We start from the raw sequence: 26164 nt of genomic DNA, 5'->3' as shown, positions 1-26164 counted from the left end.
GGGGGTTGTTTTTGGGGGGGTTTGTGTGTGGGGGGGGGGGGGGTTTTATTTTGGGGGGGGGGGGGTTGGGGGGGTGGTGGGTCTGCCCGGCCCACCCCCCCCCCACGACGGGGACACAGTCCTGCTCCGGTGCGGCAGAAACGTCGCTCTCCCTGTGCCGACCTCGTGCCGCGGGAGCCAAGGTCCGCTGCTTGCCGTAGGGGCACCACCTGCAAGCAACGAAGGTTGATCGCAACTCCGCCTGAACAGGCTCTCTTAGTAGCTGTTGTCGTACCGACCTTGGCGATCGTTGATCGAACGGGAGTCGGATGCCGTCGTCGGCGCCGACAGCCGCGGCTTCGTCGGCGGCAAACTGGTCAACGGGCGCAAGCGGCACGTCGTTGTCGACACCCTCGGGCTGCTGCTAGGTGTGATGGTCACCGCTGCGGACACCGGTGACCGCACCGCCGCGAAGGTCTTGCTGGAGCAGGTCGCCGACGCGCACCACCGGTTGGCTCTGGTCTGGGCCGATGGCGGCTACACCGGCAGCCTCGTCGAATACTGCCTGGCCACGCTTTCAGTGGTCCTGACCATCGTCAAGCGCAGCGACGATCAGAAGGGGTTCGTGGTGCTGCCCAAACGCTGGATCGTCGAGCGACTCTTCGCCCACCTGGTGCGCACCCGCCGTCTGGTCCGCGACTTCGAGCGCAGCACCTACCAGCGCCGAGGCGATGGTCCGCTGGTCGATGATCGGGCTAATGACCCGCCGTCTGGCCCGGCCACACCCGCAGCGGGCGTGAACCGGCCCGACGCAGGCTCGGCCAGCCAGCCGCGGGCCACCAGGCGTTTCGCCTTCGACCGCAGTGCTTCCACCCGCGCCGGCACCACGTCCATACCGAACGCCGCAGCCATCTCCTGGCAGGTCAGCGGCCCTTGATGGAGCCGGGCCCGGTCCGCGAACGCCTGCAGGATGCGCTGGTAGTCCACTGACAGCACCGACCAGGCCAGCCCCTCACGCCACACCGGCACCTGCGACCTCACCCTCGCCGCCTGGTCGCCTGCGACGACTTCTCGGTCCGGTGTGGGTGCGGCCATTCTTGAGCGCCCGTTTCGACGGAGACCTTGATCGGGTTGTCTTCGCTGTCGAGCAGGATGTCTGCGTAGCCGCTTCAGGCTCTGACAGCTTGAGCAGGCCGGCGCTGCACGGCTCGTATCGGCCCCGACAGGGGAGGCACATTCTTCGCCGGCGCAGGCCGTTCGCGGGCCGGGGCCACCGGTGGAACCGTGCGGAAGCGCTGCGGAGGGCATCGCAGCTAGGACATGCTGATTGTTTTCCGGAGGCGCCAGTTCGGCGCGGTACATGGGGGTTGCCGTGGACGCGAAGGTTACGTTGGCGGAGGCATTGATGGAGTTGCGGCGTGAGTTGTATGCCGCGCAGGACGACGGGGCCGGGCAGCAGCTGCGGTTCGAGGTGGAACAGGCACAGCTGACGCTGGATGTGGAGTTCCGCCGCGGCGGCGACGGCAAGGTGAAGGTCGAGGTCGGCTTTCCCGGTGCCAAGGCTGGCGTGGAGGGGGGCGGCAACTTGGGGACCACACATCGTCAGACACTGACGCTGAGCCTGCAGGTCCATGACGAGGCCCTGGGCGGCAGCCGTGCCAAGATCCGCCGTCCGTCCGCAGAGGACGGCGCCGGCGCCGCTGTCGAGCAGCCCACCGGTAGTGAAACGTCCAAGCACTCCACGGACGCTGAAGTGCCGGATGAGGGGTTCTGTTCCATGGACGGGTCGAAGCGGCCATGGGAGCGGTGAGATGGACGCACGGCGCCTTGCATGGGTACGTACTGGGGATCCGGGGGGAGTTGGTTCCGGCTATCTGATCGGGCCCCAGCTCGTGCTGACGGCCCTGCATGTGGTGCTGCCGGAACGGCGGTGGGCGCGGCGGGTGCAGGCGCGGGTGGGACATCCTCGCTTCGGCGGTGTTGCAGACAGGCTGGCCGAGGTCTGCTGGCCGGATCCCCGTGAAGGTGTTCCGTCAAAAGATGCTTTGGACATGGCTCTGTTGTGGCTTGAGGAGCCCGTCTCTGTGGAAGATGGTCCGGTGCGGTGGGGACGGCCCGGAGGAGTTGTCCCGCTGCCGTTCGAAGGAGCCGGCTTTCCCGCCTTCGCCGACGAGGCCGCCCGCGGGAACTTCGAGCACCTGCGGGGCGAGCTGCCGGTGGTGTCCACGTCGTCGTCCGACTGGGTTCTGGACTGCCGGGTGTGGCCGAACCTCGGGCACGGCAGCGAGCGTCCGTGGGCGGGCGCGTCGGGAGCAGCGGTCTTCTGCTGTGGCCGGCTGGTCGGGGTGGCGGTGGAGGACAACCGGCCGATGGGCGGCCGCCGCTTGCAAGCTGCGCCCGTCCATGAAGCGCTCAGCCTGCCCGGCTTCGCCGACCTGGTCACCCGGCACGGTCATCCCGGGACCACTGTGTCCTTGGAGGAAATCACCGCTGCGCAGCCGGACACGGATCGAAGCGAAGATGCTGTGACATGGCCGGCTGTACCCGTGCCGGTCCCTCAGCTGGCGACGGCGTTCCAGCCTCGCAGTGTTTTGCGGGAGCGGATCGACGCAGCGTGGTCGGACAACCGGTCGGTCGTCCTGGCGCAGGAACAGCCGCGCGTGCTGTCCGGCGGAGGTGGGGTCGGGAAGACCCAACTCGCTGCCGCCTACGCCACTGACGCGATAAGGAGTGGCACCGACCTGGTCTTGTGGGCGCCTGCCGCCGACGTGCAGCAGGTGACCACCCTTTACGCACAAACCGCCGCTGGCCTGAAGCTGCCCGGCGCTGGCGCCGGCGACCTGGAAGCGGACGCTCGCCTGCTGCTGGACTGGCTGCGCATCACGGACCGCCGTTGGCTTGTCGTATTCGACGACATTGCTGATCCGCAGAGTATCCAACGGCTGTGGCCTGCCAGTCAGACCGGCAGCGGCCGCGTCCTGGCCACCACCCGGCGCAGGGACGCGTCGCTGACCGGCAACGGCCGCATCCGCATCGACATCGACGTCTACACCCCCGCCGAATCCGACACCTACCTGCGCCAGCGCTTCGACGCCGAGAACATGGGTCACCTCATCGACGATCACACGCCGAAACTGACCCACGCCCTGGGGCACCATCCCCTCGGCCTCGCCATGGCCGCCGCCCACATGATCAACGAGGAACTGACCTCTACCAAGTACCTCAACCTGTACAACGACCGGCACGCCCGCCTGGACAAGCTCATGCCGCCAGCTGCAGACACCGAGGGCTATCTCAAGCCGGAACACCCCACACAGGTCACCGCCGCACTCCTACTCTCGCTGGACGCAGTACAGGCCACTGACACCACCGGCCTCGCCACCACGGTCCTGCGCCTGACGGCCCTCCTCGACCCCGCCGGCCACCCCCATGCCTTGTGGAACACCCCCGCCCTCCTCGACCACCTCGCCATCCACCACACCCCAGCCTCACAAGGTGACACCACCGCAGTACACGCGCCGGCCACAGCCGAGCAGGCCCACGCGGCCCTTCGTCTCCTGCACCGCTACGCACTACTGACATGTGACACCCGGGCGGAACCCCGCGCCGTCAGCATCCACGCCCTCACCGCCCGCGCCACCCGCGAAACCATCCCTGCCGACGAAACACCAGCCCTCGCTACCGCAGTGGCCGACGGCCTCCTCCAGCTATGGCCCGACCCAGACCAGCACCACGCCGACCACGCCGCAGTTCTGCGCGCCAATACCAGTGCGCTCTCCGACCACAACAACGACTGCCTCTGGTCCCCGAGCGGGCACCCGGTCCTCTACCGTGCGGGCAACAGCCTCATCAATGCCGGACTTGCCGCCTCCGCCATCGCGTATTGGCAGCGCATGGCTACGGAATGCAAGCGACTGCTGGGCGACGACCACTCCGACACGCTGACCGCCCGCTCCAACCTCGCCACCTCCTACTGGCAGGCAGGCCGAACGAGCGAATCGATCAAACTGCTGAAAACGGTGGCGGCCGAGCAAGAACGACTGCTGGGCCTCGACCACCCCGACACGCTCACCACCCGCAACAACCTCGCCACCTCCTACCGACGGGCAGGCCAGACGCGCAAGGCAATCGGGATCGAGGAGCAGGTGTTGGCCGACCAAGAGCGACTGCTGGGCCCCGAGCACCCCGACACGCTCACCAGCCGGGCCAACCTCGCCATCTCCTACCGACGGGCAGGCCAGACGAGCAAGGCAATCGGGATCGAGGAGCAGGTGTTGACCAACCAAGAGCGACTGCTGGGCCCCGAGCACCCCGACACACTCACCAGCCGCACCAACCTCGCCATCTCCTACCGACGGGCAGGCCAGACAGACCAAGCGATCGAACTGCTGGAACAGGTGGTGGCCGACCAACAGCGACTGCTGGGCCCCGAGCACCCCGACACGCTCACCAGCCGCAACAACCTCGCCACCTCCTACTTGCAGGCAGGCCGAACGAGCGAATCGATCAAACTGCTGAAAACGGTAGCGGCCGACCAAGAGCGACTGCTGGGCCTCGACCACCCCGACACGCTCACCACCCGCAACAACCTCGCCACCTCCTACCAGCAGGCAGGCCAGACGTACGAAGCGCTCCGGATCGAGAACCAGGTGGTGGCCGGCCGGGAGCGACTGCTGGGCCCCGAGCACCCCGACACGCTCAGCGCCCGCGCCAACCTCGCCACCTCTTACTGGCACGCTGGCCTGACGGATAAAGCGATCAAGCTGCTGGAACAGGTGGTGGCCGACCAACAGCGACTGCTGGGACCCAAGCATCCCGACACGCTCACCAGCCAGGGCAACCTCGCCACCTCCTACTTGCAGGCGGGCCGAACGAGCGAATCGATCAAGCTGCTGAAAACGGTAGCGGCCGAGCAAGAGCGACTGCTGGGGCCCAAACACCCCAGCACGCTCACCACCCGCGCCAACCTCGCCACCTCCTACTGGCAGGCTCGGCAGCCGCGGAGCTCAGGAAGTCGGTGACGGGCCACTGATGCCGACAGACGGGTGAGGGGCAGACGTGTACGAGCTGCCCGGTGGTGGGGTGGTAGTCCAGTCCGCGGCTGGGGCGCTGGCAGTCCGGGCAGCGTTCGAGGGAGCCGAGGTCCTGGGTGTGGCCGTCCTGGGCGTACATCCAGGTGACGGGGAGAGCGCCGGGGGTGGCCTGCGACGCGCTGCGGATCCGCCAGTCGGTGCGGGTGGGGTAGGCGACGAATCGGCACCAGCCGTAGGTGATGCTGTCGGCGAGGTCGTGCCCGTCGAACGGGCGAAGGCGCTGGCCGCAGGTGTCGCGGTAGTAGACGCTCGTGGCGGCCAGGACTTCCCGTACGGGCGGGTGGCCGCTGAAAAGCAGGTCGCCATCCTCCCCGAACTCGGTCACGAGCAGGCCCCGGTGGGTAAAGCTGACGTCGTCGCCGGACGGGACGAACACCGCCTGGTCCATGTCGTAGGCGTCTTCAGGAATCGTCGCCGACCCCCAGATCCCGATGCCGTCCAGGAAGGTGTCCAGCCGGTAGCGGGCGCCGTCGATGACCGGCTCGGTGCCCAGAGCACGCGCCCAGGCGGTGATGCCGTCGGTGTCGTGTTCACCAACGCGCAGGATCAGGCTGTGCCGAGGACGACCCGGCTCGGGGCACATACTGCTGGAGATCGCGAAACCGTGCAGCGGCAGGTCGGGGTGCTCCTGCAGGAGGCGCCGGCCGACGGCGAACTGCCCGTTCTCGCGGGATCCGTACCGCTCCAGCTGCGTCAGCAGATGCAGGGTTCGTTCGGGTGCCGGTGTGCTGGTGAACATCCGTAGCTCCTTGATGAAAGGGACAGCGCCGCGCCCGCACAGTGACGGGCGCGGCGCTGCGGAGTGTGTGTGGCTGCTACCTGGTGGTGTCGGTGACCACGAGGAACTGGTCACCGACGAGGTCCCATCACGACCTGGACGTCCGTGCCCTGGGCTCGCTGAGCAGCGGCGTACTCTTCCGCCGACCAGGAACCGCGCGGGCCTCCCGCGGGGAACCGTTCCCAGAACGGTGCGGGGCGGCGGTCACGGGTCCATGTCCTCCACGCCGGGGATGGCGATGTCCCCGAGCACGTCGTCGATCGCACGGATGACCATGGCCCGGTCTTCGGGCCGCGTGGTGTCGAGCACGGCCCGGGTGAGGTCGACCAGGTCGAGGTCCTCGAACAGGTCGGTGAGATCGGCGATCGTCTCTGCGTTCAGGGAGTCCGTGTCGCCGGCCGCCAGGGACAGCGGCGCCGCCCACAGGACTTCGAGCGTGGTGACGTCCAGCCAGATCGGCTCATCCGGTGTGCGGGGCAGGCAGAGGAAGCCGGTGATGCGGAGCTGGTCGCCGGGGGCCAGCTCGTGCAGCACGGCAGCCACCAGTACGGGGGTGGTGGCTGTGCAGGGCAAGACCATTTCGTCCACCACTTCGTCGGTGGGGGAGACGATGAGACGGAAGCGGGCAGTGGTCTCGCACCGGTCGCCGCGCACGGCCTCGTCGTGCAGGAAGCCGTCCAGAGTGACCGCTATGCCGCTGTGGTCCATGGTCATCCCGCCTTCCTGGCCGGTGCACTGGCAGCGGCCAGGAGCCGGTGCATGTTGCGCCGCTGGTCGTCCGGCGTGAGCTTCCGCGGCCGCCGTGGCAGGGGCCCGTTGACGTCGCGGTCCAGGCGGACGATGCGGGCTTCGCGGACGGTGAGCGGGGTGTAGCGGGCGGCCTGGCGCTGCTCGCGGCGCCGGTCTTCGCGGTCGGCGACGACGGTCACCCAGTCGGTGCCGAGCCGGTCGGCCAGGCGCTGGCGCAGGTGGGTGCGCTCGCGGGCGGTGGTGCCTGCCCACACACCAAGGCGTGCCTGAGTGGGGTGGGCCAGTGCCCATTTGAGGCAGCCTTGCGCGATCGGGCAGCCGGAGCACAGCTGCTTGGCCTGCTCGATGTCGCTCTGTGCTGCTCGTGTGCTGGTCGTCTCGTGGGAGAAGAGGGCGGGGCGGCGCTGGCAGGCGGTGGGGGAGGGCGTGTAGGGGAAATCAATCCGGTCGGAGGCCGGCAGGTCGGATCGGAGTCCGGGCATGGCAGAGCTCTCCAAGGAGGGGGAGGGTCAGGCGTGGTCGTCGTCGCGCGGGCGCTTGGGCTGGACGTCGGAGGCGAACCTGCCGAGGCGGGCCTCCGTGGGGTGCTGGGTGATCCAGTCCTCTGCGCAGACCTTGTGGACGGGTTCGCCGTGGTGGGACCGCATCGGTGTTGGCCGGTGGCACAGCACGCACGGCAGGTCCTGCCAGCGGTCGAAATGCCGGCCGTCGCGCCAGTCCAGCAGGCCGCCGGGAGCCGGGACACAGCCCGGCTCCCACAGCGGCGTCTTGCGGGCCCGACGGGTCATGCGAGGGGCAGGTGCGTGCCGGGACGGCCGGGACGGCGTCCGTGGACGGTGGGCGTGTAGGCGTCGTGGCGGGTCGCCAGGTAGCCGGGCGGCTTCTCACCGGTCTTCACCCGGTACATGGCCATGTCCGCGCCGCGCAGGAGGCGGGACACACTGGCCGCCTCGCGCAGGTCGGCGGCACGGGCGGTCCCGAGGGACACGGCCGGGGTGAGTGTCTGCCCGGCGTGACCGACGGGCTGCGCCAGCAGCTGGTGCAGCGCGGTGACTTCCCGCAGGGTCGCGGTCGGCTCGAGCAGCACGGCGAGGCCGAACTCGTCGCCTCCGAGCCGGGCGGCGAGGCCGCCGCGGGCCTGCGCCCAGGCCCCGAGCCGGTGGCCGATGGCGGCGATGAGGGTGTCGCCGGCGGCGTGCCCGAGGGTGTCGTTGACCGTCTTCAGGCCGTCGGCGTCGGCGACCAGGACGTGCAGGAGGCCGCGGTGCGCGCGGGCCAGGGACGCGGTGCGGGACGCGAGGATGTCGCGGCCCGGAAGGCCGGTGAGCGGGTCGCGGCGGGCGGCTTGCAGGTGCCGGCGAACCCTGACGTCGTCGGCGACCGCGAGGGCCAGGGGCACCGCGGCGGCGGCGAGCGCGAGTATCCGGGAGCGCTGCCGTAAGACGGGCTCAGCGGGCATGATGGTCTCCGTTCTGCCCTCTCGAGGGCGGGATGAGGGAGGCGCACCCCCGGCTGTCCAGGCGGAAAGGGGTGCGCCTCTGCTGTTTGCGGCTGTGCGGGTGGCGTCAGAGAACGGCCGCGACGCGGGCTCCGATCCAGTGCGCGGCGTTGACGCTGACCGCGTTGCCGATGCCGAGGATCTGCTCTTCCTGGCTGGCGTCGGGCAGCACGTAGTCGGCGGGGAACCGCTGGGCCTGCGCAAGCTCGCGTGGGGTGAGCATGCGCAGGGAGCAGTCGTCGAGGGTGGGCGCCGTACGGACCAGGCTGTGGTGGGGCTTGCACGCGATCGTGATGAGCGGCTCCGCTGTGGTGCGCACGGCGCCCTTGCGGCCGTTGGGCACGATCAGTGCGTGGTGGCGTCCCTTGGCGGAGACCGCCGGGACCGGGCCGGTGGTGGCGACCGCCGTGGTGTTCTTGCGCAGGATCGTCACGTGCGGGGCATGGCCGTACCGGGTGAGGCCGGCGGCGACCCGGGCGCGGGTGGAGTCCGCGTAGGGGGTGAACTTCTTGCGGTCCGGCCGCCCGTCGCCGATCCGCTGGCCGGGCAGGGACCAGTCGATGACATCGCTGATGGGCCGGGTGAAGGGGTCGACGATGCGGTGCCCGCACTGCCGGTTGGGGCAGCGGTAGTCGTACTGCACTCCCCACTTCCCGATCTTGCGGCGGCGTAGGTTGCGCCAGACCTGGCGGGCCTGGACCGGCCCGCACCCGGGACACAGGGCCATCGGGCGGACCTCGAGGTCGGGCTGCGGGATCACCTTTCGGGTGAAGACGATGTAGACGCGGTCCCGCAGCTGCGGCGCGGTCGGGTTGTCGACGTCCCCGAGGTGGGCGCTGCTCGCGCACACGATCTGATGGCGGTAGCCCAGGATCGCCATCCCGGACAGCCACCAGTCGAAGAGCTCCCAGTCCGTCGCGAACTCGATCACGTTCTCGCACAGCACCGCGTCGTAGCGGTGGACCTCGGTCGCGGCGATGATGTCCAGCGCCGTAGCTCTGGTCCGCTCGAACTGCGGCTGCATCCCGTCGTCCTCGGTCAAGGAACCGTCCGCGCCGATGAGGCAGGTCTGCCCGCGGGTACGCCTGCGGCCCCCGGCCGGGCTGATCTCGGTGCAGATCGGAGAGCCCCACAGGATCCGGGTGCGCGGGAGGGACCGCTTGTCGAAGGCGTTGATGTCTTCGGTGAGGTGGAGTCCCTCGGGGTGGTTGGCGCGGTGAGCGGCGACCTGGACGGAGTTGTGGTTCATCGCCAACCGCAGCCGTAGGCCGGCCCCCTTCAGTCCCTTGGTGGAGCCCCCGAGACCGCAGAACAGGTCCGTGAAGTCGTCCTGGTCGTGTCTGAACACCAGCATCAGGTGTTGTCCGATCTGCCCTCGCGGGCGGAATGAGGGAAGGCGCGTCCCCGGCTGTCCAGGCGGAAGGGGTGCGCCTCTTGCCGTGATCATGTGTGGTCCGTGCCGTACCGGAATCGGGCATGCTGGGATGTGCGCTCGCCTCTCGTGACGGAGAAGCTCTGAGGGGCGAGCGCACATCCGACCGCAGCCTTGTCCGCGGCTGCGGATGTTCCGGAGCTGCTACCGCAGACCGCCCACCGGCGGTACGGCGGGGACGCTGCGGCAGTCGCCCGCCCTGTCGTCATGTACCGACCGGCCGTGCGTCGGCGCCAACTCCGCAAGCAGCATCTCTTCGCCATCGAGCGTGATGTCGGTGTAGCAGCCGCAGGTGCACGGCACGACCAGCGTGAGGACGTCGGCGGCGCCGTCGTGTTCGGTGATGCGCAAGGTGTGGTGCAGCCACAGGCCGCCGTCCAGCCATGCCACGGCCGAGGGCTCGACCCGGCGGCCGTGGCTGTCCGTGGCCGGGGCTCCATGCCAGTTGGCGGCCTCCACGGCCTGCGCGAGGGTCTGCGGGTAGGCGGCATAGGTGTGATGGGCGGCGGCGGTCTCCGCGTCCTCGCGCTGCTCGCTTTCACTGGGTCCGCACGCGTCGGCGGCTATCTCGAGCAGGAACGCGAGCGGACTGTCAGCCGCGTAGGGGCGGGCCGTGGTGGTGGCGGTGTCAGGCATCAGCACTCCAGGTAGATCGTGATGTGCCGCCGGGGATCACCGGCGTCGGTGGAGGGTGCACAGCCGGCAGCGCAGACACCTCAGGCATCCAACTCGTCAAGCCGCACTTGTCTGGGTGCTTGGGGAATCGAACACCAACGGTTCGTTCTCCTGGCTTGCGCGTGGATCTCTGATCGCGCAAGAGTTCGGCTGACGCGGAGTTCAAGGTTTGTTGCGGCAGGACGGGGAGACAGGTGTGCAGCACGGATCTGGCCGCCAAGGAGACGGCGATAACTCGGTTCCTCCAGGACTACCCGCAGGCGGTTGAGGCTGGCCGTGGTCATCCCGCCCTACGCGGGTGTGAGTATGTCCGCTGGTCCGAGTTCCCGGAGTGCCCGGCGGCGATCCCGGTGCTGTTGCACGGTCTTTTCGATCAGGCTGCCGCGCCCGAGGCCAAGCGTGTACTCACCAACTCCATTCTCAACAGCGTCAGGGAGATGAACCTGGCTGTGCCGACAGTGCTGCCGTTCCTGTTCCGTCTTGCAAGCAACCCGCAGGTTCCTGTGCAGTCCGGCCTGCTGCATCTACTGGTTTCGATCGCTGGATTCTCCGAGCCGATCGATGGACGCAACGAAGCTATGGTCCGCTGGTTCGGCAGTGACAGCGATCATCCCGAGCGTGAACAGTGACGGGCTGTGTTCGCGGAGAACGCGAGCGTAGTGGCGATGTTGGCGCAGGATCTGCCCCGTCCTGGCGATCGAGCGAAGCTTCGGCAGGCTGCCGGACTCGTATGAGTTCCCGCGTTCAGGCCGCTTCCGCGACCGCGGGTGATGATGAAGGGAAGGCGACGGCCTCATCGAACAGCGTGTGGTGCTGGAGGCAGTGGTAGAGCTGCCCAAGCATGCGGTTGAAGAGGTTGCGCTGGGCGGCGGCGTGCCAGTCTCCGTGGTCGTCGCGGCGGCGCCGGTAATGCGTCTTGGCGCCGGGCGAGGCGGTGATGGAAGAGAAGGCCCAGAGGTAGCCGGCGTGGTTGAGCCGGTCGTTTTTGACCCACCGGCGGGTGATGCTCGACTTCTTGCCCGAGGCCCTGGTGATGGGCGAGGCGCCTGCGTATGCCTTCAGGCCGCGGGCGTCCGCGAAGCGGGCCTTGTCGTCTCCGATCTCGGCGAGCACCCGGGCGCCGAGCTGGACGCCGAGGCCGGGGAAGCTGAGGATGATCTCAGCGTCCGGGTGCTGAGGGAAAGCCTCTTCGACCGCCTCGGTGAGGTCGTCGGCGGCGGTGCAGGCGGCCTCCAACTGGACCAGGAGGGCGAGCATTTGCTTGCCCAGCGCGTCCTCGACCAGCGGCGGCTGGTGGGCGTAGTCGTCGCGGAAGACGCCGCGGAGCCGCTCGGCCTCGGCCGTGATGCCGCGCTTGCGGCCGGCCCGCATGAGCGCGGCCTCCAGCTGCGTGCGGGTCAGTCGCGCGGCCCGGGTCGGCGTTGGGGCCGCCTTCAGAAGCTCCCGGGCCTCCGGCCGGCACAGACCGTTGCGCCAGGGCTCGAAGGCCGCCAGGGCCGCCGGGTAGTACTCCCGCAGCAGCGAACGGAGCTGGTTGGACAGCTGCTGACGGTTCCAGAGTGAGTCCTGCTGAGCACGGGCGAGGACAGCGATGGCCCGGCCGAGGTCGCTGTCGTTGGGCAGAGGCCGGTGGGCGTGCATGTCGGTGCGCAGGATGTTCGCGAGGACCAGGGCGTCGCCAGGGTCGGACTTCTTGCGCGAGACCGAGTGCCGGTCGCGGTAGCGGGCGGCGGCCATCGGGTTGATCGCGAACACCTGCCGCTTGCCGGTCCGCAGCACGGCCACGAGCAGGCCCCGCGAGGTTTCGATCGCGACCGGGATCGGGTTCTCCTCGCTGTCGCCGTACTCGACCAACAGGTCCAGCAGGATCTTGTATCCCGCTGCGTCGTCGGTGATGTGCCGCTTGGCCAGTAACTGGCCGCTGTCGTCGACCAGGGCGACGTCGTGTGTCCGCTCGGCCCAGTCCATGCCGCAGTAGATCAAGATGTTCCTCCCCATCATGTAGTTGCGCAGGTCACGAGCTCATGCGGAACCACGCGGCGACCTAATCCCAGGACTCAGCACGAGGGCCGGTCCGCCACCTCAGTAGCCGTTCGTGACACCAGCTCACCCCACGGGCCTCGGTCTATCCGGGAGCTCAGACGGCTCGGGCTTCACAAGAGGTCACCATGCGGCGGGCTCGCACCACCAACACCAACGAGTGATCAAGGCGCGAGTGTTGACGCTCGACGGCCCTGGACAGCGCCGCTCTGCGCTAAGGCGTCAGAGCCCGGATCGCAACAGGCGTCCGCCCAGGACCGACGAACATCAACATCTGCGCCGTGGTGGTGGCACTCGAAGACGCCGAACGGCGCGCGATCTACGGCTAGGCATTTGAGCCCCTGGGTGCCCACAGGCATCCGCCCGGCGTCCACGAGTACCGCCACTTGTGGGTGCCAGTGGTGACGGCCGAGCAGGTACCGAACGCCGCGCGGTCTACAGCGAGGCGTCAAAGCCCGGCATGATTCAGGCATCCGCTCGGCACCCGCCGGGCCGTCACCACAAGCCGCAGGCCCGTCCGCCGCTCTGTTCTGAGAGACACCGAGTGTCCGGCTGAGTTCAGACATGACGGCCCTGCTGTTCGAACGGTCCAGGCATTCCAGCACTGGCCCGTTCCGTCCTTACATGGGGATTAGGATCGCGACCGGGCCCTCGTTGCCGCCGGGGCTCAGGCCCATGTCCCGTAACTGCCGCCGGGTGGCGAGCCCTTCGGGCACCGTGCTGCGGTCGTACTCGGGCAGCGTCGCGTCGATGCGCGGCACCCGGGTCGCTTCGCGGTGACGGCGCTTCTTCCTCGGGCGGGGCATCACTGGCTCCAGGCGCCGGGCAGCCGGTCGGGGCGGTGCGGGTAGCGGGGGCCGGGGCGCTGCGGGCGTGGTCGGCCGATCCGGCGGCGGGGGCCGGGGGGTGAGCATGGGGTGTTCCTCCAGACGTCGGTGGGCAGCAAGCAGCGCGCCCCGTCGGCGCGGATGCGTCGGGCGCGGGCGGGTGGCCGGGCGGCCTGTCCGGTCCTCGCCCGGCCCGGCCCGCGCGGGGCAGGGCAGGGCAGGGCAGGGCGGGGACCAGGCGGAGCGACCGGAGTCAGTGCTGGCGCGGGCGGATGGTGCTCGGGCTGTCGCTCGCTGTGGGGCGGCGTGGACGCGGACGCGGGGCTGAACGGCCAGTGCGGAGTTCAGGGCAGATGCGAGGACGCCCTCCCCGCCGTGGCAGCGGAGAGGGCTCGGGACAGGAAAGACAGGACGGCTGCTGTTCTGGCAGGAGGCTCTGCGGTACGAAGGATGCGCCGGGTTGATCGGTGGACCCCGGGTATCCGCACCGCATGAATCTCTCGAAACCGTTGAAGGTTCTCTTACTCGGCATCGGCGTCTATGCGCTGCTCGTGCTGATGTTCCGGTACAGGCGCGACGGCATGTCATGGGACCACTCGTTCCTGGTCGCCCTGGTCGCAGCGCCGGTGGCGCTGTTGTGGGGATGGGTCCGGGACCACTGGAACGACCGGGCTCGAGAGGCTGGCGCGAGGTGGCGGCGCAAGAGGCAGAACTGACCCGCACGCAGCAGACACGACGTGCGGTGTGGCAGGGGGCTGCGGGACGCGAAGCGGAGCGCCGTTACGGCGGCCAGTGCCAGCAGGTTTTCGATCAGATGCGGGGCATGGATTGTTCACAAGTGGCCGGGCGGCCTGCCCCGTCCTCGCCCGGCCCCGCGCGAGAGCGGGGCCGGGCGAGGACCAGACGGAGCGGCCGGAGATCAGTGCTGGCGTGGGCGGATGACGGTGCTGCTGGGGGTGTCGTCGGGGCTGTCGCTCGCAGGGACGGGGGCGGCGTGGACGTGGACGTTGGGGCTGAACTGCCAGCGCGGCGGGTGGTGGTGGACGACGGGGCGCAGGGTCAGGCCGTGCAGGGCGACGATGCTGGCCAGGGCCCACATGAGGGCGGCCAGGCCGGTCGCGGCGGCGCGGCCGCCGTCGGGGGAGGCGGACCAGACCATGACGACGCTGGCAGCACCCCACAGCAGCCAGGTCAGGCGGGCGCCCGCGTTGCCGAAGAAGCCGCCGACGAGCGCGACGAGTCCGGCTGCCTGCCAGGCGCGGTAGAGGGCGGCGGGGGTGACGGTGAGGTGGGCGGCCTGGTCGGCGAGGTAGGCCCGGATGGGGTGGTCGACGGCGCCCCACAAGCCGTGGCTGTCGCCGATGTCCACGGCCGGGGCGTCGGACAGCCTGTCCAGGACGGTGGTGACGATGTCGGCGGCCGCGCCGACCATCAGAACGACGATGCTGGCCCCGGCGATCAGCGTGACCGTTTTGATCCAGACGGCGGCGTCGTCCCATCCGGTGTGCCGGAAGCGGCTCACCTCTGCCGCCCGCCGGTGAAGGGATCCGCCGTCCTGCCATGCCTTGCCCCATGCGGTGCGCAGTCGCGCGAGGCGGTGGCTGTCAGGGCTGGCGGGCGGGACGTCATTACCGGTCGGGCGGTGCTGGCCGTTCACGGACCTTTTGTCGGCGGGCATGTGGCAGGGACTCCTTCGAATGGCGGTGAAGAGCGAGGACTGACCGTGCGGATGGACTGCGGCCGCGGTCAGCTGATGTCGTTGCGGGTGCGGGAGAACCAGCCCTGCTGCTGGCTGGTGTTGGTGATCTCGGTGTGGTGGGTGACCGGCCCCTCGTAGACGTGGGTGGTGACGGTGGCCCGGATCTTGCTGAGGGCGCCGGCTGCGGCGGTGGCGACCATGGCGAGGCCGGCGAACGGGGCGGTGACCATCAGGACGCTGGTGAGGGTGACGGAGGCCAGGCCCTGGAGGACCAGCCAGGCGCCGCAGCCGATGCCGGTGACGCCGGCGCCGACGCCGATGGAGGCGACGGCGATACCGGCTGCCCAGGCAGGGACGATGCGGTGGTCGGGCTGTGGGACGGGCGGGGTGGTGCCGTAGGCGGGCAGCGGGGTGGTGTCCCGGTAGGCCGTCGGGAAGTGGCGGACCAGCTGCTGTTCGGGCTGTTGTGCCCAGTCCGCGATGAGCCGGCGGGCCTCGGTCTCGGCTGCGGACTCGGGCACGCCGTGGGGGTGCAGGGCGTCCATGAAGGTCTCTCCAACTCAAGGCGGGGAACGGGTGCGCCCTCCCGGCCGGGGCGGCAGGGAGGGCGCGGAAGGGCAGTGCGGGGCGGGGTCAGGAGGAGGTGAGATGCTTGATCGTCTCCAGTGCCTGGCGAGCAGAGGTGACGGTGTCGCGGCGTGAGGCGGGGCTGGGCTTACGGCTCTTGCGGGGGCGCGGGACGTCCTCGCCGTCGCCGTCTTCGTCGGGTTCGGGTCCGAACTCGCCGGGCCGGGGAGCCGGTTCGGTCCAGTCGAACCACAGCCCGCGGGCGTCCAGTTCGCGGATCTCGTGGTCGGTGAGGCCGTGCACGGTGTCTGCGAAGAGATGACTGATCCCGGCCCCGAAGTCCATGAACAATGTCCTCAACACCTCGGGCTTCTTGCCCTCGATGATCCATCCGGCGCCGCCGGTGTTGGAGTCGGTCGGCGGCTCGGGCTGCCCCGCCATGATCCGCTCGATCCGCCCGGCTTCCGCCGGGGAGAACGAGCGCGGGAGCGGGTCGGGGGTGTCCTCGGGGGCGACCCCGAGCGTCTTGAACATCTCCAGGATCTTCTTCGGGGCGACCTTCAGCACGATCGGGAGGCAGTTCTCGCGGAGGTTCTCGCACAGCAGCTGCGTGAACCCGTCCTGCACATAGACCGACTGTCCTGCGACGGTCTCACCCACGCCGTACTTGCGGCCCTTGACCGAGATGATCTCCGCGTTGTTCATGATCTCCGCCCCGTACAGGTCGTGGCGGGCGGCGGACAGGAATTCGTCCATGTACGCGGCGAGCGGCCGGTAGGGGCAGCCGGGGGCGCCGGGTGCCCAGTCGTGCAGTTCGCCGTCGGCCCACCGCATCTGGCCGCGGATCTCCATCAGGGCGACCAGCGCGCGGGTCATGCGGACCATGAACAGCGGGCCGATGCCGTAGCGGTCGGTGTGCTGCCCGAGCATGGCGGTCTTCTCGTCGGGGGCTTCCGTTGCCAGCCACACCACTTTCCCGAACAGGGAGTCGGCGGCGATGTACAGGCCCATGAGCTGGGTTTTGCCGCCGCCTGAGGGGGCGGTGAGCAGGCCGTGGGCGGCGCCGCGGTCGGTGTAGACGCGCTGGCGGGCGGGCTGTCCGTTGGTGAGGTAGCCGCACACCCACCGGCCATCGGCGTCCGAGGTGAGCAGCTCGCGGGTGGCCGGGTAGACCGCGGCGAGCGGCGAGGAATCCCAGACGGACACCAGGATGTCCGGCCCGTCGAGGGTGACGAAGACGCGGCCGTCGTCGTAGGCGGCACCCATCTCCGCGCACAGTGCGGGCAGGCTGACACGCGGCTCTTGCTGCGGGTCGTCCATGCGCGCGATCCAGAACGTCACCCCGCGCCCGGCGTCACGGACTTTGTTGACGTAGACGGATCCGGGGATGGCGCCACGCTCGCCGCCGATCCGGTCCGCCCACCGTTCGGAAGCGGTCGGGGCGGTGCGCCGGCGCCGGTCGGCGTCCGGCGTGATGTGGACCTCCAGCCAGCCCGGCCCGCCCTGGCGGCCCGGCTGCTGCTGGACCTCCGCGAAGCGGACCACGCTCACGTCGATGTCGAACGCGGCGGCGACGATGGCTTCGGTGAGGCCGGTGATCGGATGCCCGGCTTCAGCAGCACGCAGCAGCATGCTCAGGTCGTGCGGCGTGCCCTCGTGCGGGACGGCCCGGATGACGATCGTCTTCGCGGGCTGTCCGGCGCGCTCCCACAGCAGGCGCACCTGCTGGGTGAAGATGTCGGCCCCGTCGTCGACGATGACCGGGGCCTCTGCCATAGGCAGGGCAGCGGCAACGGGGGCGGGGGCGGCGAGGGCGCGGCGGTGGCGGGAGCGGGCGAGCCGAGAGAAGGGCAGCACCGTCCATCCGGCAGCCGCCCATCCGGCGGCCAGCAGGGCATCCAGTCCCCACGGGCCGTATCCGGCAGTGCACTGGGCTGCGACGTCGACCGCGGCCGCCAGAGGCAGGGGCATCCAGCGCAGCATCCGGCGGCCGGCGCCCTCGGTGCTGCTCTTCGCGGCGAGGTAGGTTCCGGCCGCCCCAGCGGCCCCGGCGAGCAGGACCGACGTGCTGACGGCGCCGTCGGGGGAGAGGTTGGGGGCCACGGCCAGCGCGGGCGCGGCCAGGGTGTAGGCGAGGCGTTCCAGCACGACGGGGCGCGGCGTGGGCACCGGTTCTCCTTCAAGGGGGGAAGTGGGTGGGCGGCCCCGCAGGGTGCGGGGCCGCCCGGGATCAGGGACTGACTGGTGGGTGGGGGAGGGTCAGTGGGCGAAGAACCCCGGCTTCGGGGTCCGCTCGCGGCGCGAGGAGCGGATGTCGTCCAGGCCCTGGTAGAGGCGGGCGTGCATGGTCTGTGCCTCTTGGGCCAGGCGGGACACCTCGCTGCCGGACTCCCCGAGCTTGCGGGCGGCGATCTGCGCGCCCCCCAGGGCGAGCGACACCGCGTTCTGCATCTCTACGAACGTCGGGTCGACGTCCGCAGCGGCGATGGCGCGGGCGGCTTCCTCGGAACGGGTCGCGTTGGTCTTCATCCGCAGGTGCAGCTGCACCAGATCGAGCAGGGAGCTGTCGAGCGTGCGGGCCAGGGCGGTCAGCTTCTGCTGGACGGCCCTGTAGCGGTTGTCTCCGTCCGTCGCGGCGACGGGCACTTCGCGCACCGGGGGCCCGATGCGGTAGTTGGCGGGGACATCGAGGTCACTCATCGATCCCTCCTCAGGGGCTGGTCTGTCAGTGGTGGGCGGCGGCTGAGGTGTGGGCCAGTCCGGCGTCCTGCATGGCCTGCTGGTCCTGGCCGTACACGAGGCCGACGGCACCGGCGACCGTGACGGCGGCCTCGCAGGCCATGCCGGACTCGGCGGCGCACTGGGTGGCGTCCTTCTTCATCTGGTCGGCGGCGTCGGCGAGGTCGGCGATCAGTGCCGTCACGCGGGTGTCGATGGCGTGGTCGGCGGCGAGGTCGGCGGACATGTCACGCAGGGCGTCAGCGACCTTCTCCAGCGCTTTGGCCAGCTCGATGGCCTCTTCCTTGTCCGCCCCGGCCGCGACCGCCAAGTTGACGGCTTCGATCAGGTACTGCTCGAAGGTGATGTCGGTCTGGTGCTGAGCGGGCAGCGGCCCGCTCGCGGCGAATGTGCGGGGCGCGGGGGTGTGGGCCACGCGGGGTTCCTCCGTGTTCGGTGAGGTGATCCCGGCGCCCGGGGACGGCGTGTCACCGTCGTCCGGGGCGGCCGGGGCGGGGGCTGGCCGGCTGGTGCCGGGCCGTTTGATCTCAGTTGTGCGGAAGGTGGGCCGCTGCCGGGGTGCGCGGGGCAGGCCGGGACGACGGGCGGCATACGAGCGGAACGGGTCGCCTTCGTCGTCGACGATCACCGCGTCCCAGATGTCCGTGGTGGACTCCGGCTCGGTGTCGGCGGGGCGGTTTGGGCGGCCGTCGGCCCACTCGGGGGTGGGCGGTGTGCGGTCGCGGCCGAATGGACTGCCCGGGGTACTGCCTCGGGTGCTGTACGAGGTGCGGCGGCGCCAGCCCCCGGCTGTCCAGGTCCAGCGCTTGCCGTCGCGGTCCGTGGCGCTCCAGCCGTACGGCCCGCCGCGTCCGTCGTCTTCCGGGTCGTCATACTCCGGGCCACCCGGGGACTGAGGCTCGGACGCGCCGTCAGGCGGGACGTCACTGCGGCTGTTGTCGCCGGGCTCGGACTTCTCTTCCGTCCTCCCGCCGCCATCGCCGCTCTCCGGCTTCCCCTCCTCCTTCTTCTGCGTCCTTTCCTTCCTCTCCTTCGCTTCGCCGCCGGAGGCTTCTTTCGCCCCTCCGTCGGTGCTCGGGCGGCGCTTGTCCCAGCGGCGCTGGGCTTCCTCCGCCAAGGCCTCGCCAAAGCCGGTGCGTTCGGCGCGTTCACGGGCGGCCTGCTGCCGCTTCCTCTGCTGCTCCTTTCGCTCCGTCTTCTCCTGCCGTCGGCGGTTCTTGTCCGCGCGGCGCTCGGACCGGTCGCGGGATGCCTGCCGGGCCTCGCGGTCCTGGTCACGGTCCCTGCTCCGGTCGGCGAGGCCGGCGGCCTGCCGTGCTGCGGCCCGTTGCTGCCGGGCGGACTGGCGGGCGGCTGCGCGCTCCTGGCGACCGCGGGCCCGTTCGGCGGTCGGGCTCGAGGCGGGGGTTCTGCCGCCGTCGCGCTTAGCGCCCCGGTTAGCGCCCCGGTCCCTGCCGGACCCGGAGCCACCGGGACTGCCCTTACCTGCGTTGCCCCTGCCCGAGCCGACGCCACCAGCGGCGTTCTGACGGCCCTTTGAACCGCCGGGCGACTCATGGCCCTTCGGCCCGTTAGCACGGCCACCACCGCGCCGATCAGTGCCCTTCCCGGAGCTCTTGGGCGAGTTGCCGCCCCCAGGGCCGCGCCCTGAGGCGCCGCCGGTTCCGCGGCCAGGGCTGCTGCCAGGGCCGGTAGTTCCGCCGCCGCGGCCCGAACCGCCGGAACGGCCGGCCCCGCCCCCAGAGCCGCGCCCGGGGGAACCATGCTTGCCCCGGCCCTTGTCCGAGCCGAACCCGGCGGCCGACGCGTCTGCCTTCCCTCGCGCTCCTGCCCGGTCGGCCCCGGCTTTCAGGTGGGCCTGGCGCAGCTTGTTCTGCGCGTCCATCAGGCCAGTTTCCCGGGCTGTCTGCGATTCCAGCAGGGCGACTTTCCGCGCGATTTCCGCCTCACGGAACGGTGCGTCGCACTCCAGGCGGGCGCGGCCCATCTCGATCCGGTATTCCAGCCAGTCACCCAGCCGGTCGGCGAGAGAGCGAGGCTGCACATATTCACCCTCGCCATCCTCGCCCAATTCACCGGACGTATTACCTTCCGGATCGGCGAGCGGAATTCCTTCCGATCGCAGCGAATTAAGAGGGTCGGGGGCCGCCGGAGTGACCGGAAGTTCCATGGTCGTCTCTTCCGCGGATTCCGGCGGAATAGCCGGTGTGGGAAAGAGCCGTCCGGGGTCCGCCAGGTCCGGCGGCCGGTCCAGAACTCCCCCGGGAGGGGGGAAATTGAGCAGCCGTCCCTCGGGTTCGGTGTCGTCCGACACGGCCTCATCTCCTGTTCGGTCGGGCTTGACAGTGAGTGACTGCCTCGCGTACGCGTGTGCGCGCCTGGTCGGGTGGGCGTGTGGGCGCCTGGGCGTTGGAGACGCCGAAGGGGGCCGCCGCAGGGCTCGCGGTGGCCCCCTTCACGGGCGGGGCGGTTACTGGGTGTGCTTGATGTAGACGGCGTTCAGGTCGTGGGCCAGCGCCCGCAGCTTCTGCACGTCGCCACCCTTGAGCGCCTTCTTTCCGATGGTCTGCACCAGCATGACCAGGAAATAGAAAGCTCCGAGATCCTCGCCGTGGTTCGCGATGAAATCGGCCCGCTGCGCGATCAGATATTCGCGGGAGCGCTGCGCCTTGAGCTCGGATTTCAGAAGCGGCCGGGTCACGCGGACTCCCTGCCGCGCCCGAGGTCGTAAATGGACGCAGGACCATAATAACCCTGCTGCGCGGCCTGCTGTCCAGCCTCGGGAGAGTAATTCGGGACGCCGGGAAGCTGCGGATTCTTCTTCCGCTGCTTTTGCAGCTCCTTTTCCCTGCGCTCCCTTGGGAGTTTTTTGATTTTGTCGGCGACGTCGTTGCGCTTGTAGGCCGCCTTTTCCAGCCCGTCGGTCAGGCCGTTCAGGTGCCGAAGGACGTCCTTGAGGGTCTTCTCGACCGGCTGTGCGCGCAGCCGGGCGTGGTACCAGCGGTCGCCCTCCACATGGGTGTCGCGCAGGTGCACGCGGGTCTCACGGGCCAGCACCTCCAGGTTGTCGCCGATCTCCAGCAGGACCCGCTGGATGTCGGCCAGGTACCGGGCGGTCGCCTCCGGGGACTGCGCGACACCGCGCAGGGGGTGGTTCGTCGGGTCGTTGCTGTTCACGGTGGGGTGTCCTCCTGGTGTACTTGGGGATCTGTGACTGCTTCCGGCAGTCACAGCGAGGGCCAGCCCAATTCGGATGGGCTGGCCCTCACTGATGTGTGCCGGACGGTTGTTCAGGTGAGGTACTTGTCCGCGTCCGAGGGGCGCAGCAGGCCGGCTTCCTTGAGCAGCCGGACGGCCCGGGGGGCATTCACGCTGAGCGTGGTGCGTACGCGGGAGACGTTGACGAATCCGTCGGTCTCGCGCGGCAGGGCCTGTACGGCGGGGATGAGTTCGGCGTCCGTACGAGCGGGTGTGGCTGTACCGGTACGCCCGGCGGGGACCGTACTGCTCGTACGGGGGCGGCCGTTGGCCGTACCTGTACGGGCTGCCGGGAGGCCGCCGCCGGGAGTCGTACGGGCGGAGACCGTACTAGTACGCGCCTGGTTCGCGTACGTCGCCGTGTCCGTACGGCCGGAGTGCTCCGTACTAGTACGCGATGCGCCGTGCGGGGCGGCCTGTACGGCGCTAGTACGGTCGCTGTACGCGCTGGTCACCCCCGCATTCGCTCCCGCCGAGGCGGGGCTGTGCGAGGCGGCGTGTACAGGCTCCGTACGGGCCGCGCCGGAGGTCGTACGGGCGGGCCGTGTACCGGCTGGCGTGTTGTACGAGCCCGTACCGGCCGGGCTTGTACGGGTGTGCTCTGTACCGGCCACGCCGTCCGTACGGGCGGCTGTACTGGTACGCCCGTCGGTGTCCGTACCGCCGTGTGCGTCCGTACCGGCGTCGTGCATGAGGGCGTGGACGCGCCAGATGACGGCCACGAAGATCAGCACGACGAACGTCGTCAGCGGCCACGGTGCTGCGTGCCCGTGCTCGACGATGCCCGCCTGTTCGGACAGGTGGAACGTCACGTTCGCCGACGCCATGAGCGCGAGAGCCGCCGGGATGTCCCGCTTGGCGCGGAACGCGGTCACGCAGTACACGTCCAGCGACACCGGCAGCAGCGGAGCGACATAGCTGTTGATCCCGACCATGCGGGCCAGCTCGTACTCACCAGAAGCGGCGAGCCCGACGCCGGCAGCAAGCGCGATCCACGGCGCGGTCTTCCACGCCTTACGACCGAGCTTCTGGTGCCAGCCACGGAAGCGGGACGCTTCCCGCTTCGCCTCGCGGGCTTCGGCCAGCAGTCGGCGGGCGCGGGCTTCGTCGGCCTGCGCCCGCTCGGTGACAGCGCGGGCCTTCTTCTCTGCCTCACTGGTGATCCGCGCGGCCTCCTTCTCCGCGGCCTCCCGCAGCTGCGCGGCGACCGTGACGGCCTCGCGCCTGAGCTGCTCGCGCTGCTGCTCGCACGCCTTGCGCAGTCCGGCGAGTTCGTCGGTGAGCGCCTGGCGCTTCTTCGCGGCCTGCGCGTCGAAGTCCTCGCCGACCTGGCGCAGTTCCTCGCGCAGGGCGGCCAGGGCCTGCTCCGCTTCTGTGCGCGCGGCGACGACGTGACTGTCGGCCTCGCGGCGGCGGGTGTCGGCAGCGGCGACCGCATCCGTGTAGAGCGTCTCGCCTTCCGCGCGGCGGGCGTCATAAGCGGCGGCTGCCGCACGGGCGAGCTGTCCGGCCCGCTCGTGGGCCTGGTCGACCTCACGCTGCGCGGCGGCCAACAGCCGGTCGGCCTGCTCCTGAGCCCGGTCGAGAATCGCGCCTGCCTCAGTGCGCCGCACCTCAACCAGGGCGCCGATCTCCGCGAGGTCACCTTCTGCGAGACGGCGTAGTTCAGCGACCGCTGTACGCATCGACTCGCGGTCAGCGGCGGCCAGCTCGGTCAGGTCGGCGACCTGCGTGCGGGCCTCCCCGACGATCGTCGCGGCCCGGTCGCGGGCATCGGACAGCAGCCGGTCGGCCCCGCGGCGCGCGTCCTGCGCCGCCTGGTCGGCTTCGGCCCGCCGGTCGGCGGCCGCGCGGTCGGCGGCCTCGAGGCTTCCGGCAGCATCGGCCTGAGCCTGCGCGAGCAGCGCGGTGACACGGTCGTGGGTGTCGGCGACCGAGCACGCGGCGCGGCTCTCTGCCTCCGTCTGGAGACCGGCGGCCATCTCGCGTGCGGTGTCGATGATGTCGGCGGCCCGGTCGGCGGCATCGGCCAGCACCGGGTCGGCGGCCGGGCGGGTCACGGTCGGCACAACCACGGCCGTGGGAGCAGCCGCGGGGGGCGGTGCCGAGGGACGCCTGGCACGCTGCGCGCTGGCGGGCTTGCGCCGGCGGGCCGGGGACTTGGTGGCCATCGGCCGTCTCCTGTCTCAAGCAAGGGGGCGGAGGTTTCAGTGCGCGGCCGGGAGCGTGCTGTGCCGGCGCAGGCCCTCGGTGAGGGCGTCCAGCTCGCGCAGCCGCGTGCGCTGCGCGGTGATCTGCTGGTGCAGGTAGTCGGTCAGCCGGCAGCCGTAGATGGAGGGAGCGGAGCCGTCGTACGAGCCGTGCCAGGCGATCCGCCAGTCGGAGGCGTTCAGGCCGATCTCGTGGGCGACCGTGTAGAGCGGCAGGTCGTGCTCCTCGCCCGCCGCCCGGATCTGCTCGTGGGCGAGCCGGGCGAGGTCGGCGGCGACCGCGTCGAACCGGTCGGCGGCATCGCGGGCGGCGGCCTCGGCATCGGCCAGGCGCAGCAGCTGCGCGCGCCAGTGGCCGTCGGCGGCCTCCCGGAACCCGTCGAACTCCCGCGTCAGGGTGTCGCGGGCGGCGTTCCAGGCCTGCCACAGCGGAGCGGCCTCACGCAGCAAGGGGGCCGCCTGCCCGCGCAGCCGGGCGTGGGACCACGCGATCTGCGCGGCGTCGTACTCCATCGACAGACGGCGGCGCTGCTCACGGGTGATGGCCGTGTCGCGCCAGGCCTCGAGCGGCAGGTGCGGTTCGTCCTCCAGCCCGGTGAAGGGCCTCACTTGGACGGTGAGGGTACCCCAGGGGCCGGGCTCGGAGCCTGCGACCTGGGGATGCCGCCAGCGGACCCAGTAGTCGGCGGCGACGGCGGGGCGGTGCGGGTCGACGGCCCGGCCGTCGGGGAGCAGTTCGCCGGTGTCGTCGAAGACCAGGACGCCGTTGCAGAGCAGGTTCCAGCCCTGCTCCGGGTGGGAGGCCACCACGCGGGCGCGGTCGGCGTCCGTGCTGGTGACGGCCGGGCAGGCCGGGGTGTGCAGGCACAGGGAACGCGGCTGGCAGCGAGGCAGGCCGGGGTTGTCCAGCGGGGTCAGTAAGGGGAGCGTCCGCATGAGGTGATGCCTCCGGGATGTGGTGAGTCGTGGGCTCGCGCGGCTGCGCGGCTCCCCTGGACGCCGCCCGGACCGGCCGCCGACGGGGCGGGGCCGGGCCGGGCGGGTCAGGCAGCCGCCAGAGGTGGCGGTGTCGGGCTGGCGGAACGTCAGCGCCGCTTGCTGCGCTGGCGGTTGAGGTAGGCGTCCTGCAACCGCGTGAACGACTCGTACAGCCGCTGTCCCTGCGGGCATCGGCAGGTGTCCGTGCAGGCGGTGCAGGTGGCGTGGTGCTGGCGGTGTGCGGTGGAGGCGACCTGGTAGCGGTCGTAGAGGTCCTCAGGCACGCGGGTCCTCGCGGTGGTGTCGGTGGTGCGGTGGGAGATCGGCGACGCGGTGCCCTGCCTCCCATGCCGTGATGGCCGCCGCTGCTGCGGCGGCGAGCAGGGCGCGGGCGCGGGGGTGCCGGGTGCCGAGCAGGACGGCGGCCCGGGCCGCGCCGGGGGGGGGGGCCCCGGCCGCCCGGCGGGGGGGGGGCCTCAGTGCCCGGCGGCACGGCAGGCGTCGCACGTGCCGCCGTTCCAGTCTTGGAACCAGCCGTGGCACCAGGAGCACTGGCCGCTCGCCGCGAGAACCAGGCGGCGGGCGAGCGCGGTCATGCGGGCCCGCATCACGCGCGTCCCGTCCCCTGGCAGTCGTCGCAGCGCACCCAGCCCTGCCGGGTGATTCCGCCGCTGCTGTTGTCGACGGTGCGGCCGCCGGCGCCCTGGCAGGTTCCGCAGGCCTGCTGTCCGCTCGCCTCGATCTGCCGGAGCCGCATCTCCGCGACAGTGCGCGGGGCGCGCCGACCGGCGGGGATCACTGCGTCCTGACGGCGGACGACATCCATAAGGTGCTGGCCGAGACGGCGGTGGGCATCCTGATCTGCCGTAGTTGGCCGGGTGCGTGTCATGCTGTCGATCACAGGAACTTGACCTTCCTGTACTGGCGGTCCCGGAGCTCTCAACCTCCGGGGCCGCCGCCGTATGGCTGGCCGGATGGCCAGCCACGGCCCGGCTCCCACCCCCCAACGCTCTGGTCGGGTGGGAGCCGGACCGTGGCGGATCGTCAGGCGGCCGGGGCGTAGGTGGGCTCGGTCCGGCCCTCGCGGACGAGGTGGTCGGACGTCGTCCATACCGAGCCGATGGCGACCGGCTCGCTGTCGTGGCGCAGGACATCGCGGACGATGACCGCCCACCGGGCACTGCCGCGGCGCAGCAGCTGGCGGGCGCGCTCGGGGTCGCGGACCACGGCGAGCACCTCCCAGGCGCCTGCCGTGTTCTGGTAGATGGCGCCGGGGCGGCGGGGGCCGATCTCGTCCTCGGTGGTGCGGGGCAGGGTGATGACGGTGGGGATCATTGCTGCGGCTCCGATCGGGCGGGCGAGGGTGGCGTGCCGTGCGGTGTGCTGCGGGTGCGGGCGGCTGCCGGGCTGCTGGGGCTGGCGGCCGTCCCGCTCGTGCGGCTGCGGCCGGGCCGGAAGCGGCGGCCTGGAGTCCTCCAGGGCAGGCGGGGGCATGCTGGGCATGTGGCGGGTCGTCCTCTCGGTGACGGTGTAGAGGGGACCTGCGACAGGACCCCGGGGTAGCCGCCCCGGGGTCCATCGCGTGAGTGCGTCCTGCGCACTCCGCCGCCCACCAGCCCGTGCGGGTGCGGGCTGGTGGGC

The 26164-nt window shown here is 70.8% G+C and carries 24 protein-coding genes and 3 pseudogenes; 5 read left to right on the top strand and 22 right to left on the bottom strand.

Annotated elements, in window-relative coordinates; genetic code table 11:
- Positions 1–265: 265 nt before the first annotated feature.
- Positions 266–658: pseudogene (locus ACFVYS_RS41630) on the top strand (transposase); the annotation flags it as partial.
- Between the two features lie 35 nt (positions 659–693).
- Here the strand turns inward: ACFVYS_RS41630 and ACFVYS_RS41625 are convergent.
- Positions 694–1140, bottom strand: a pseudogene (locus ACFVYS_RS41625) (hypothetical protein); the annotation flags it as partial.
- A gap of 211 nt (positions 1141–1351) precedes the next feature.
- On the opposite strand from ACFVYS_RS41625, the gene ACFVYS_RS41620 reads away from it, so the two are divergent.
- Together ACFVYS_RS41620 and ACFVYS_RS41615 are read left to right on the top strand one after the other, a co-directional pair.
- Positions 1352–1789: a trypco2 family protein gene (locus ACFVYS_RS41620; RefSeq protein WP_389510806.1), complete on the top strand. Its 438-nt coding sequence runs from the start codon at positions 1352–1354 to the stop codon at positions 1787–1789.
- 1 nt (position 1790) lies between these two features.
- Positions 1791–5000 carry a tetratricopeptide repeat protein gene (locus ACFVYS_RS41615; protein WP_389510805.1) on the top strand — a complete coding sequence of 1070 codons (3210 nt, stop codon included), beginning with the start codon at positions 1791–1793 and terminating at the stop codon, positions 4998–5000.
- On the opposite strand, the gene ACFVYS_RS41610 is transcribed toward ACFVYS_RS41615, so the two are convergent.
- The 7 genes from ACFVYS_RS41610 to ACFVYS_RS41580 all read right to left on the bottom strand — a co-directional run bounded on the left by ACFVYS_RS41610 (position 4930) and on the right by ACFVYS_RS41580 (position 10166).
- On the bottom strand, positions 4930–5811 hold the full coding sequence (locus ACFVYS_RS41610) for a hypothetical protein (protein ID WP_389510803.1): 882 nt from the start codon (positions 5809–5811) through the stop codon (positions 4930–4932). The two genes, ACFVYS_RS41615 and ACFVYS_RS41610, sit on opposite strands and share 71 nt — an antisense overlap.
- A gap of 243 nt (positions 5812–6054) precedes the next feature.
- Positions 6055–6564 (bottom strand): hypothetical protein, encoded by a 510-nt coding sequence (locus tag ACFVYS_RS41605; RefSeq protein ID WP_389510801.1) that lies wholly within the window; start codon positions 6562–6564, stop codon positions 6055–6057.
- Positions 6561–7082, bottom strand: coding sequence for a WhiB family transcriptional regulator (locus tag ACFVYS_RS41600; RefSeq protein ID WP_389510799.1), 522 nt, complete (start codon positions 7080–7082; stop codon positions 6561–6563). Before ACFVYS_RS41600 ends, ACFVYS_RS41605 begins: the two co-directional genes overlap by 4 nt.
- Before the next feature lie 27 nt (positions 7083–7109).
- Positions 7110–7388 carry a hypothetical protein gene (locus ACFVYS_RS41595; RefSeq protein ID WP_389510797.1) on the bottom strand — a complete coding sequence of 93 codons (279 nt, stop codon included), beginning with the start codon at positions 7386–7388 and terminating at the stop codon, positions 7110–7112.
- On the bottom strand, positions 7385–8059 hold the full coding sequence (locus ACFVYS_RS41590; RefSeq protein ID WP_389510795.1) for a GGDEF domain-containing protein: 675 nt from the start codon (positions 8057–8059) through the stop codon (positions 7385–7387). Before ACFVYS_RS41590 ends, ACFVYS_RS41595 begins: the two co-directional genes overlap by 4 nt.
- Before the next feature lie 106 nt (positions 8060–8165).
- Entirely contained in the window at positions 8166–9452 is a 1287-nt protein-coding gene (locus ACFVYS_RS41585; protein WP_389510793.1) for a DNA cytosine methyltransferase, read from the bottom strand.
- Positions 9453–9674: 222 nt separating this feature from the next.
- The gene (locus ACFVYS_RS41580) at positions 9675–10166 is read right to left on the bottom strand and encodes a hypothetical protein (protein ID WP_389510791.1); all 492 of its coding nucleotides are present in this window, start codon (positions 10164–10166) and stop codon (positions 9675–9677) included.
- Positions 10167–10399: 233 nt separating this feature from the next.
- Here ACFVYS_RS41580 and ACFVYS_RS41575 point away from each other — a divergent pair, with 233 nt between their 5' ends.
- Positions 10400–10834, top strand: a complete 435-nt coding sequence (locus ACFVYS_RS41575; protein ID WP_389510789.1) for a hypothetical protein — start codon at positions 10400–10402, stop codon at positions 10832–10834.
- Positions 10835–10949: 115 nt separating this feature from the next.
- Here the strand turns inward: ACFVYS_RS41575 and ACFVYS_RS41570 are convergent, their stop codons facing one another.
- Together ACFVYS_RS41570 and ACFVYS_RS41565 are read right to left on the bottom strand one after the other, a co-directional pair.
- Positions 10950–12206 carry an IS110 family transposase gene (locus ACFVYS_RS41570; protein WP_389510787.1) on the bottom strand — a complete coding sequence of 419 codons (1257 nt, stop codon included), beginning with the start codon at positions 12204–12206 and terminating at the stop codon, positions 10950–10952.
- Positions 12207–12865: 659 nt separating this feature from the next.
- Positions 12866–13051, bottom strand: coding sequence for a hypothetical protein (locus ACFVYS_RS41565; protein WP_389510785.1), 186 nt, complete (start codon positions 13049–13051; stop codon positions 12866–12868).
- A gap of 512 nt (positions 13052–13563) precedes the next feature.
- Between ACFVYS_RS41565 and ACFVYS_RS41560 the strand changes: the two genes are divergently transcribed.
- A complete protein-coding gene (locus ACFVYS_RS41560; RefSeq protein ID WP_389510783.1) occupies positions 13564–13788 on the top strand; it encodes a hypothetical protein in 225 nt (74 codons plus the stop codon).
- A gap of 203 nt (positions 13789–13991) precedes the next feature.
- Here the strand turns inward: ACFVYS_RS41560 and ACFVYS_RS41555 are convergent, their stop codons facing one another.
- From ACFVYS_RS41555 to ACFVYS_RS41500, 12 genes and pseudogenes are all read right to left on the bottom strand, one after another.
- The gene (locus ACFVYS_RS41555; protein WP_389510781.1) at positions 13992–14750 is read right to left on the bottom strand and encodes a hypothetical protein; all 759 of its coding nucleotides are present in this window, start codon (positions 14748–14750) and stop codon (positions 13992–13994) included.
- A gap of 68 nt (positions 14751–14818) precedes the next feature.
- Positions 14819–15316, bottom strand: a complete 498-nt coding sequence (locus tag ACFVYS_RS41550) for a hypothetical protein (protein ID WP_389510780.1) — start codon at positions 15314–15316, stop codon at positions 14819–14821.
- Between the two features lie 88 nt (positions 15317–15404).
- Positions 15405–17507 (bottom strand): chromosome segregation protein ParM, encoded by a 2103-nt coding sequence (locus tag ACFVYS_RS41545; protein WP_389510778.1) that lies wholly within the window; start codon positions 17505–17507, stop codon positions 15405–15407.
- A 90-nt stretch (positions 17508–17597) separates the two neighbouring features.
- On the bottom strand, positions 17598–18038 hold the full coding sequence (locus ACFVYS_RS41540; RefSeq protein WP_389510777.1) for a conjugal transfer protein TraB: 441 nt from the start codon (positions 18036–18038) through the stop codon (positions 17598–17600).
- Positions 18039–18063: 25 nt separating this feature from the next.
- On the bottom strand, positions 18064–20391 hold the full coding sequence (locus ACFVYS_RS41535) for an ATP/GTP-binding protein (RefSeq protein ID WP_389510775.1): 2328 nt from the start codon (positions 20389–20391) through the stop codon (positions 18064–18066).
- A gap of 156 nt (positions 20392–20547) precedes the next feature.
- Positions 20548–20778: a carbohydrate ABC transporter gene (locus ACFVYS_RS41530; RefSeq protein ID WP_389510773.1), complete on the bottom strand. Its 231-nt coding sequence runs from the start codon at positions 20776–20778 to the stop codon at positions 20548–20550.
- On the bottom strand, positions 20775–21254 hold the full coding sequence (locus ACFVYS_RS41525; RefSeq protein ID WP_389510771.1) for a hypothetical protein: 480 nt from the start codon (positions 21252–21254) through the stop codon (positions 20775–20777). The genes ACFVYS_RS41530 and ACFVYS_RS41525 overlap by 4 nt, the downstream gene beginning before the upstream one ends.
- A gap of 113 nt (positions 21255–21367) precedes the next feature.
- Complete coding sequence (locus ACFVYS_RS41520) at positions 21368–23506, bottom strand: hypothetical protein (RefSeq protein WP_389510769.1); 2139 nt, start codon at positions 23504–23506, stop codon at positions 21368–21370.
- A gap of 723 nt (positions 23507–24229) precedes the next feature.
- A pseudogene (locus ACFVYS_RS41515) lies at positions 24230–24415 on the bottom strand (DUF5999 family protein); the annotation flags it as partial.
- Between the two features lie 215 nt (positions 24416–24630).
- On the bottom strand, positions 24631–24807 hold the full coding sequence (locus ACFVYS_RS41510) for a hypothetical protein (protein ID WP_389510767.1): 177 nt from the start codon (positions 24805–24807) through the stop codon (positions 24631–24633).
- Between the two features lie 323 nt (positions 24808–25130).
- Positions 25131–25280, bottom strand: a complete 150-nt coding sequence (locus ACFVYS_RS41505; protein WP_389510765.1) for a hypothetical protein — start codon at positions 25278–25280, stop codon at positions 25131–25133.
- A gap of 287 nt (positions 25281–25567) precedes the next feature.
- Positions 25568–26026, bottom strand: a complete 459-nt coding sequence (locus tag ACFVYS_RS41500) for a hypothetical protein (RefSeq protein ID WP_389510763.1) — start codon at positions 26024–26026, stop codon at positions 25568–25570.
- Between the last annotated feature and the right edge of the window lie 138 nt (positions 26027–26164).

Origin of the sequence: Streptomyces sp. NPDC058295, from assembly GCF_042880655.1 — a bacterium.
Taxonomy (GTDB): Bacteria; Actinomycetota; Actinomycetes; order Streptomycetales; family Streptomycetaceae; genus Streptomyces; species Streptomyces coriariae.
The sequence above is the reverse complement of the archived record's forward strand: the minus strand, read 5'-3'. Positions and strand labels throughout refer to the sequence as shown.